Annotated in this window: 8 protein-coding genes; 1 reads left to right on the forward strand and 7 read right to left on the reverse strand. The window is 31.4% G+C overall.

Annotated elements, in window-relative coordinates:
• A partial coding sequence (locus tag V7024_RS10800; protein WP_335519457.1) for an MFS transporter occupies positions 1-795 on the reverse strand: 795 nt, incomplete at its 3' end.
• A gap of 98 nt (positions 796-893) precedes the next feature.
• On the opposite strand from V7024_RS10800, the gene V7024_RS10805 reads away from it, so the two are divergent.
• On the forward strand, positions 894-1,745 hold the full coding sequence (locus tag V7024_RS10805) for a LysR family transcriptional regulator (protein WP_335519460.1): 852 nt from the start codon (positions 894-896) through the stop codon (positions 1,743-1,745).
• A 47-nt stretch (positions 1,746-1,792) separates the two neighbouring features.
• Here the strand turns inward: V7024_RS10805 and V7024_RS10810 are convergent, their stop codons facing one another.
• The 6 genes from V7024_RS10810 to V7024_RS10835 form a co-directional block, all read right to left on the reverse strand.
• Positions 1,793-1,921: a hypothetical protein gene (locus V7024_RS10810; protein WP_335519463.1), complete on the reverse strand. Its 129-nt coding sequence runs from the start codon at positions 1,919-1,921 to the stop codon at positions 1,793-1,795.
• Positions 1,922-2,198: 277 nt separating this feature from the next.
• A complete protein-coding gene (gene rfbG, locus V7024_RS10815) occupies positions 2,199-3,275 on the reverse strand; it encodes a CDP-glucose 4,6-dehydratase (protein WP_335519465.1) in 1,077 nt (358 codons plus the stop codon).
• Positions 3,276-3,305: 30 nt separating this feature from the next.
• On the reverse strand, positions 3,306-4,265 hold the full coding sequence (locus V7024_RS10820; protein WP_335519468.1) for an NAD-dependent epimerase/dehydratase family protein: 960 nt from the start codon (positions 4,263-4,265) through the stop codon (positions 3,306-3,308).
• 82 nt (positions 4,266-4,347) lie between these two features.
• Positions 4,348-6,417, reverse strand: coding sequence for a glycosyl transferase (locus tag V7024_RS10825; RefSeq protein ID WP_335519477.1), 2,070 nt, complete (start codon positions 6,415-6,417; stop codon positions 4,348-4,350).
• Positions 6,418-6,424: 7 nt separating this feature from the next.
• Complete coding sequence (locus V7024_RS10830) at positions 6,425-7,186, reverse strand: sugar phosphate nucleotidyltransferase (protein WP_335519471.1); 762 nt, start codon at positions 7,184-7,186, stop codon at positions 6,425-6,427.
• 526 nt (positions 7,187-7,712) lie between these two features.
• Positions 7,713-9,191, reverse strand: a complete 1,479-nt coding sequence (locus V7024_RS10835) for an Lsa family ABC-F type ribosomal protection protein (RefSeq protein WP_335519474.1) — start codon at positions 9,189-9,191, stop codon at positions 7,713-7,715.
• Between the last annotated feature and the right edge of the window lie 828 nt (positions 9,192-10,019).

Below are 10,019 nucleotides of genomic sequence, written 5' to 3' on the forward strand. Positions count from 1 at the left end.
TAATATGATTTTCGGTTTCTTATAAAAATCTATTATATATCCTATAACCAAACTTCCTCCTATCCCACCTATTCCCCACATCCATATGAAAACTACTGATTTTTCAAATCCATAAGAAGCTATTATAAGGTCTAAGTATGTGTATAAACCTAAGCTACAAAAACTTAGTATCATCGTTATAAACATGACCAATGAAATAGCTTTGTTTTGAAACATCGCTAGTCGCTCTTTTAATGTTGGCAAATGGGTTGAGTGTATTACTGGAAACCTAAACAATAAGCCTAATATTCCAATTACACCGATTACAGCAATAAACCATATTGTCATTCGCCATCCATACATATCCGAAATATATATACCGAAAGGGACACCTATTACCGTTCCTGCACTCATTCCAAGTAATATCATTCCTAGCGCTCTACCTCTTTTGTTTTCATGAACGAATGTAACAGCTGCAGCTGAAGCGAATGGGGAATACAAACCAGCACCTATACCTGCTATTCCTCTTGAAATTAATAACATAATAAAATTGTTAGTAATTGCACTTACTATATTGGCTAATACGAAAATAGACAATGCTATTAATAATATATGTTTTGCATTCGTTTTACTCATTATTGAAGCAAATAAAGGAGCTGCAAGTGCATAACATAATGTAAATATACTTACAACCTGTCCAGCTTTCCCTATAGATACATCAAACTCACCCGCAACATTTGGTAAAATCCCTGCCATTACATAAGCGTCTACTCCTAACGCAAACATTCCTATTGTTAATAAAAAGATCTTTCTCAAACTCATCACCCTTTTCTCAATTCTTCCATTTTCTATCGTAAAGGGTATAATAAAATTAGTGAAATTAATATTTAGCATAGGAGGTATGAATTTAACTCATGACTATAACAAGATACGAGGTACTCCAAAAAGTAGTTGAACTAGGAAATTTTACAAGAGCAGCTGAACAACTTAACATGACACAATCCGCAGTAAGCCATGCTATCTCTAGTTTAGAAAAAGAATTTGGTTATCCTTTATTGCATCGAAATAAACAAGCAAAAATTCAAAAAACGGCTTTTACAGATCGAATCCTTCCCCATATACGACAAATTTTAAACAGCGAAGCTATTATTAAACAAGAAATATCTCTTCAAAACAATCAACTAGCGGGCACTTTAAAAATAGGTGCATTTACAAGTGCTGCCGCTCAAATCTTACCCAAAATGCTATCACAGTTTAAAGAAAACTATTCAGAAATTAAAGTGATACTATTTGAAGGTACTTACAAAGAAATTGTAGAGTGGATTCATAACAGCACTGTAGATGTTGGATTTATTATTGAAGAAAATACAAAAAAACAATTCCAATCAATCCCTGTTACGAAAGATGAAATTGTTTTAGGATTGCCGAAAAATCATCCGCTCGTTAATGAAAAGACAGTTGATATAAAAACTATTGCTAATATGGACTTTATTATGCCAAAAGGTCCCTATCAATCATTAGTTTTAGAAAATTTGTCCGCTCATGAAGTATGCCCAAACATTATATTAGAAGTATTGAATTGTGAAACGATTGTTAATATGGTTTCACAAAACATTGGAATAAGCATGGGACCTGAATTATTTTTTAAATCTCATAGAAACATTGAAATAAAAAAACTAAAACAAAAAAAATATCGCCAAATTAACCTTGCCTATAAAGAGCGAACACCTATCATAAACGCCTTTCTAGTATGTAATCAGTTATAACAATATACATTTGGCCGTAAATAATGTGTTTACAGCCAAGTGCATATTCACTTTTGCTTCATTTGTTTTGCTAATAATTGCTTTACCTCGTTATATGTTAGACCAGAGTTCTTATTGAGCCTCTTCACTTCTTCAATATCAGTGCCGACAATTGTATACTTTTTTTCTTTATTCATGCTACACTTCCTTTTTAACATATGAATTATTTACGTTTTTATCTACTAGGATTAGTTTCTACCTAGAAATAAAATAAACAGTATGTTCTCTTATCCATTCCCTAAAATGGAGACCCTTACTCTCAAAAAACAGAAGTAAAAAAATTGAATTCATTCGCTAAAAATAAACAAAACCTTGAATTAACGACTCTTTACAAGTTTACGTAATTCGAGGTTCCTTTTCACTCGCGTTTTTATCATTGGCTTTCTAACATATGAAATATGCTATTCCCTTTACTTATGATTGACAATATTGCTGAATTTGCTTTACACATAATTCTCTCATATTCATATTATAATTTTTATACCATTCTACCGTACTGTCTAATGCCTGTTGAAGAGACCACCTTGGACTCCAATTCAGTTTGAATTTTGCTTTACTAATATCAAGATTCAATAATGTTGCTTCATGAAACTCTTCCTCTTGTATATTTGATATTTCCCAACTACCAGACCCCCAGCTCTTTATGATCCCCATAACAACTTCTTGTACTGAGACAATACTGCTTCGTTTTGGGCCGAAGTTCCACGCTCCTGAAAAACGAGTTCCCTCTGTCAACATTTTTTCCGTTAAAAGTAAATAACCACTTAATGGTTCCAAAACATGTTGCCAAGGGCGCACTGCGTGAGGGTTTCTAATTTTAATTTTTTGATTGTCTTCCAATGCACGTATACAATCAGGAATGATTCTATCTACAGACCAATCGCCTCCACCAATTACATTGCCCGCTCTAACACTCGCAATGATTTTCTGATGATTCTCATATTTTTTCTCATGAAAATAAGAATTCCGATAAGAAGAAACTAAAAGTTCACAACACCCTTTACTAGAACTGTATGGGTCATGGCCACCCATAGAATCATTTTCTCGATATCCCCAAACCCATTCCTTATTTTCATAACATTTATCACTAGTAACCATAATGCATACTTTAACTGATTCATGTAATCTAACTGCTTCTAATACATTAAGTGTCCCCATAACATTTACGTCGTACGTATATTTAGGGTGATGATAAGAATAGTTAACAAGCGATTGTGCGGCCATATGAAATACAATTTCGGGTTTATATTTACTAAAAACATCATTTAATTTATTTAAATCTCTAATATCTCCCCGTATATCAATGATTTCACTTTGGAGATCCGTGACAACAAAATTATCCTTTTTATTTTTAGGGTCCAAAGAATAGCCAATAACAGTTGCCCCCAATTCCCTCAACCATATCGATAACCAAGAACCTTTAAAGCCTGTATGTCCTGTAATTAGAACCCTTTTCCCTTGAAATACATGATTAAAATTATCATTTAACAAGCGTTTCACACCTTTAAATTATAAAATTTCTTATAAATTTGAATATAAATGTTGATTTTGTTTATACCAACTAATTGTTCTAATAATGCCTTCTTCAACATCTATTTTCCGTTCCCAAGAAAGCATCTTTTTTACTTTATTAATATTCGGTTTAGGAACCCATCGCTCATTTTCTCTATAAGGAAGTGCACCATAATTCGGCTTTTTATCTGTCTGTAAGTATTTAAAGAGTAATTCTACATAATACTTTAATTGATGAACTTCACCACTTCCGATATTAAAAATATCGTTCTGCACTGTATCATTCTCAATTGCTAAAATACAAACATCTACAATATTATCAATATAGCAATAATCTCTTAATTGATTACATAGAGTTAAATCGACGTTCCTATTTTGTAATGTTCGTAAAATGATGTGAGCAAAAAGTTTATGTGACGCTTCCATTTCACCAAATATCCCAAAAGGTCTAAGGGTTATGATGTTAATATTTTTTTCGCTAGCGATTTGATGAGCAATTATAGTAGCTGCGGCTTTGCTACTACCGTATATATCTACAGGAGTTAATACCGCTTTTTCATCAATCGATTCCGTCTTATTTCCATATTCTGAACTACTTCCCAAATTAATAATTTTCTTACATTCTACTAACTTTGCAGCTTCAATAATATTTATAGTCCCTAAAACGTTCGTTTCAACAGCATTCGTATAGTCTTTATGGTTTGAATCCACACCATATGCAGCAAGATGACAAATATAATCTGGATTAAAATGTTTGATTGCATTTTGAACTTGTATTTTATTTCGTATATCTACCTTATACACTTCCATACAACTTAATACGTTAGTAAGCCTCCACGGATTAGATGATTCTCTTGTCAAAATGCCTACTTTGGCCTGAAGTTTTAATAACCTTTGTACGAAGTGGGAACCAATAAATCCATATCCACCGGTAACAAGTACCTTATTATCTTTTAAAAGGCTATTCATTATTATTTTTTACACCCTTTTTTCGTTTTTATATGAGTGAAAATATAAAAAACATCTTTTAAATTAAAATCTAAGTCATCATTTAAATTGGTAGGGAAGAATATTGGAAATAGTTTTTTACTGAAAATTTATTGGACGCTTCTACATATAATGGGGTAAGGTGTTCTGTAAGACTACTATAGAGTATATGACATGTGTTTCTTATGCTTTCAATGTAAGGAACGTAAATTTCCTTTAAAATGAGTTCGTCAATCTTAAGGTACTCATGTTTCCATAAATCAAACTCATTCATATTAAAAATTTGCATGCTACCAAAATGAAAAGCAATTAATTCATCATCGGTCACAAAAATCTTGTTGTTTTTAACCCTTATCGTATCTTGGTTATTCAAAATTACATTCCATGGTGCTGCATTAATCCCTTTTTGATCCATAATTTTAATATTAGAAAACACATCAGGAACATGGTTTAAATATTTTTGATCTCCCCATCTATTAAATTCCATTTCATACTTATCTTCACAATACTCGAGACACTTATCTCTCCACCATTCTAAAATTTCTTCACCATTTTTATCATTTTTAAATCCAATTAAACCTGCTTGATACATCCCATGTATGCTTTCAAGTTCAGTTGTACCTCTTTGCGCGCATAGAAAAACGGAATATTTCCACCATTCATTCAAAATTATGTTAGGATTTGAAAAAAAGTACATATCTGCATCGCAGTATATAATGTGATCAACTTCGGGGTAACGCTTCAATATATGGAGACAAAATGGAGCTTTTAACGTCCAGCAATACTCTTTTAAGCTTCTTTGATTCTTTACATTAAGGAGTTCTTGATTTTCAACTTCTTTAACGTGAATAATAATAGCATGTTGCAACTGCAATTTTATTAACCTTTCGTAAGTAAAATCATCCATACAACAAATCCATACTTTAAAGTTTTCTGCCTGATTTGCTAGTGAATAGTAACTGGTTAGCCCTTGAATAATATATTTTTGACTTATAATGAATGAGAAATTCAAGAAATTATCCCACTGATTCATTTGTCTTCTTAAATTTGAATTCTTATATGGAGTCGTTGCTTCTTTAATATGTTTACTACTTAAGAGTTTATTTGCTTCTTCACCCATTTTTAATTTTAATTCACTAATAATGGATTGAATTCGGCTTAAATAAGGAGTGTAAATGCAATCTAGTATATTATGAGGTATTTCAATTTTTCCTAAGGACCAAAGATCGAATTCCACTTCACTAAAAATTGTAATGCATGCAAAATGATACACAACTAATTGATCTGTCTCAATATATACTTCGTTTGAGTTTTTAGAAATACTAAAATTATTATTGTAAATACAATTCCATGGTGCTGCATTTACTCCTAAATTTCTTGATATCTTTACCTTCGGAAAATAAATAGGAATATTATCCAAATATTTTTGGTCTCCAAACCTTCCATTATCAGGATTAGCACTACACCACTCCAAACACTTATTCTTCCACCATCTTACACTTTTTAATCCGTAAACATCATTTTTAAAGCCGATTAATCCTGCTTGATATTTGCCATATGCTTTTTCTACCCAATCACGATCCCTCTGAGGACAAAGAAAAACAGAATTCTCTCCCCATTCATCAAATATAACAGCAGGATTAGAGAAAAAGCATAAATCACCATCACAATAAAGAACGGAAGGTAATTCATAATTTACAAGCAAATATTCTATGAAAACAGACTTCAAAGTCCAACAATACTCATTCACTTTTCTTTCTTTCTTAATACTTTTTAATTGATCATCCTCCACTTCTTCTACTCTTATTAGCATTACATGATTCAAATTCATTTCCTTCAATATCGAAAAAGCAAATGAATCAATACAACAAATCCACAATGTACACTCTTTTGTGTTCTCCATTAAAGAGTGTTGTAAAGCAATTACCTTTAAAACATATTCTGTTCCTACTATGACGCAAAGATGATTGCCGTGTCTAACGTTCTTATTAGAATCTAATTGAATATTTTTATTGACTGTAGTATGTGTAGAACTATTTTTGACAATAATCTTTCGAGATCGCTGAAAATTTATTTTTTCTTTAGGAGGAATATATGGGCGAGGTACATTCTCTTTTCCATAGTGAATGTTCAATATTTTTTCATTCCTTTTCATTATTTTTATTAGGGTCCCAGCTTTCATTTGCTTCTTTCAGATCTTTTGGCGTATCCACACTTATCCAAAAACCATTAAATTCATAAACCGCTAGTTCGTTATTTTTTATTAAATTCCTCAATGGTTCTTCCTCAAGAATACAGGTATCCTCATCACTTAAGTAACTAAATATCTCTTTATTAAATACAAAAAAACCTCCATTTATTAAAGTATCAAGTAGGGGTTTTTCCTTAAATTCTGTAGCAATTCCGTTTTCAATCTGTAATAAACCATACTGACTATTTTTCCTAATACCAGTCAATGTTGCAATTTTACCGTTTGCCTTGTGAAATTTTATAAGCTCATTAATATCGACATGCGCTAACCCGTCACCATAAGTTAATAAAAATAGTTCATCTTGCATATGATTTTCAAGCTTTTTTAACCTAGCACCAGTCATTGTTTCTATTCCTGTATCAATAAATTTTATTTTCCACGATTCTTTTTTCTCAAGCAATTGATACTGATTTTTCTCAAGATCTAAACTAAAATCATTCTCTTTCCAATTATAATTCATGAAATATTCTTTAATTTGTTCCCCTTTATACCCTAATGGCAATATAAACTCTTGATGTCCAAATTTACTATACCAGTTCATAATATGCCAAATGAGAGGTTTTCCCTGAACCCGGACTAATGGTTTAGGAACATCTTTTAGAATCCCCTGCATCCTTAGCCCTTTCCCCCCGCACAAAATTATGACTTTCATAATATCTCTCCTGACACGATTGGATTATATAGCTAATGTAAAGTATGCGGACAGAATATGAACTGTATACACTTTTGTACCATAAGGACAAATTTCTATAAAAGCCGCTTTAAAACTTAATCTTCTTTTCATCTGAAGCATCATATCTTTCGTATTTTTTTATTTTAATAAAAAAGAACAAAGCATGAATACTAGTGTTTCATGCTTTGTTCCTAATTCTCAAATAGCTTTTTATCTTTACTAACAAATAGCAAAATTCTTCTTAGAAGCTCCCTAAAAAAATTCATTTTAAGCTCTGTCCTTGTATAAAAAAGTTCTTTACTAAAATAGTAGGAAAACCTTATGGTCTTATAGCATGTTCCCATTTATGAGTGCATTCTGTTAATATGTATCCTACTTTTCCTATTAAAAAACCTAATTTCTCAATTTATTGTAGAGAAATTAGGCTTTTTTCATCACTCCATTAAAGCGCCCTATAGTTTAATGACTTGGTTTACTGATTATATCTTCAATTATTCACTTTGAACTATATAGATATAGTTTTTGTTGCAACTGTTTGTTGAAATGCCTTATCATGCTCAACAATAACCATTGTGGGATTAAATTGTTGAATAAGCTCTTCAATCTGCATACGCGAATAAATATCAATAAAATTTAATGGTTCATCCCATATATATAAATGAGCTTTTTCACATAAACTTTTAGCGATAAGCAGCTTTTTCTTTTGTCCACCAGAATAATGAGATATATCTTTCTCAAATTGAATTCGGTCAAAATCCATCTTACGTAGGATGGATTTAAATAACGTCTCATCAATCTCGTTCTCTTCAATAAAGTCCGATAACAATCCCTTCAAATGAGAAGTATCTTGTTGGACATAGGAAATAATGAGTCCTGAACCTAAATTAACTGAGCCTGTATGCTGTATTAGATGTCCTAGAATTAGTTTTAGGATACTACTTTTCCCGCTTCCATTCTTTCCATCAAGTACAATTCGGTCCCCTTGTTCAACTATGAAGCTAATTGGTTCATTTACTATTTGGTCAACATACTTAACAGACACATCAGCCAAAACAACTAATTCATTTGACTGAAATTTCAATTGTTCTAATTTTAACGACTCAGTTTTCTCCACATTTTTTAGTAATTTTGACTTTTCTTCAATAGCTTTTTGTTGCCTTGATTCAAGGTTCTTCGCTCTCTTCATCATCTTGGCCGCTTTATGTCCTACAAAACCCTTATCTAACTTAGATCCTGAATTCCTTGTTCCATTTTTGGAAGCTTCCACTTGATGAGACCAATCTGCTGAACGCTTTGAAGACTGTTTTAATCTCCCTATGTCTTTTTGTAGACGCTCATTTGTAGCCTCTTCGTGTTCCTGCTGTCTATCAAAATTTAACTTCCAAGAAGAATAGTTACCACTTTGAACTTCAATATTTGCTCTATTTATAGATAAGATATGGTCAACGCATCCATCTAAAAAGATTCTGTCATGTGAAATTAAAATAAACCCTTTTTTCTTCCTTAGATAATCAGAGACCATCTTTCGTGCATCAGTGTCTAGATGATTTGTTGGCTCATCAATTAATAGAAATTGACCCTCATTCAAAAACAGTGCAGCAAGCAACACCTTTGTTTGTTCTCCATTTGATAATGTTTTAAATGGTCGGTACATAACCTCGGAATCAACATTTAAATAGGATATTTCACGCAGGAATTCCCAATCTTCTGCTTGGGGACAAATTTCTTCAAGAATTTCATGAGTAAACTTGTTCTTATCCGAAACAGGGTAAGGGAAATAATTAAATTCTACCGAAGCAGTAATTTTTCCACTATACTCATAATTCCCTAATAATAAATTAAAGAATGTCGTTTTACCTCGCCCATTTCTACCGATAAATCCCAGTTTCCAATCTGTATCTATTTGAAAGTTTACACCTTCAAAAATATTATCAAAGCTACCTGGGTATGAAAAAGTTAAGTCTTGAACTTTTATCATTGACATAATAATTCCTCCTTTATATATCAACACTTTTCGTATAAAGTCGGAATATCCATCAATTTTTTAATTCCTCCATATAAGCGTGATGGATATTAACGACTTATATAGAGCATTACATGTGTAACAATAGTGTCTGAATTACTCATTTTTCTCTCTCCTTTATTTGTTCGGTTACAGTTACGGATTAATAAATATCAACTTACCTATAAGAGAATAAAAAAACCTCCCAATTTGTAATTGGAAGGATTAGTCTTTCACTTATACTTAATAAGTCCTTATTAATCATTGGAATTATGACAAATAAAGTATGAACTGATTTATAAAAAATAGATAGACTAACCCTATATTTTGTAGTTTGAAGTTATTAATTTCAAATTTAAATATAGATTAGTTAATCATTATTCATTCATCAGTCCTCTCATAATTCTATTTTTAGAGTAACATTCTTTTTTACGGAATGCAATATCACAATCATCTTCACCTCAAATTACTGCTAACTACTTCTTTAAAATCAACAATGTATATTCCTTCTTTCTTTATACTTCCCCTCCATAAAAACCTTAATCCTGAATTGTGTGGCCTTAAAACAAAGTTTGATCAAAAAGTGAAAACAAAATTTTATTCAAAATCACAATCCATTTAAAGAAAACTAACTGTACAATAAGCAAAAGGATCCATTCAAAAAGAACATTAATCAAAATGGATTCTTTTTGAATGAACAATTCATGTAATAAAAAATCCAAATTCATTTAAAATTCTTCGATTTTTATTTTTCTGATATTCAAGCGTAATATATGTACATAAGAGAATAATCAAAAGATATATACCTAC

This window comes from Bacillus sp. JJ864 (genome assembly GCF_036963045.1).
Lineage (GTDB): Bacteria > Bacillota > Bacilli > Bacillales > Bacillaceae_G > Bacillus_A > Bacillus_A pseudomycoides_C.

What these genes read in the sequence shown, in the direction of transcription:
- V7024_RS10805 (WP_335519460.1), top strand. Translation starts at nt 894, where the DNA reads ATGACTATAACAAGATACGAGGTACTCCAAAAAGTAGTTGAACTAGGA.
- V7024_RS10810 (WP_335519463.1), bottom strand. Translation starts at nt 1,921, where the DNA reads ATGAATAAAGAAAAAAAGTATACAATTGTCGGCACTGATATTGAAGAA.
- V7024_RS10820 (WP_335519468.1), bottom strand. Translation starts at nt 4,265, where the DNA reads ATGAATAGCCTTTTAAAAGATAATAAGGTACTTGTTACCGGTGGATAT.
- V7024_RS10830 (WP_335519471.1), bottom strand. Translation starts at nt 7,186, where the DNA reads ATGAAAGTCATAATTTTGTGCGGGGGGAAAGGGCTAAGGATGCAGGGG.
- V7024_RS10835 (WP_335519474.1), bottom strand. Translation starts at nt 9,191, where the DNA reads ATGTCAATGATAAAAGTTCAAGACTTAACTTTTTCATACCCAGGTAGC.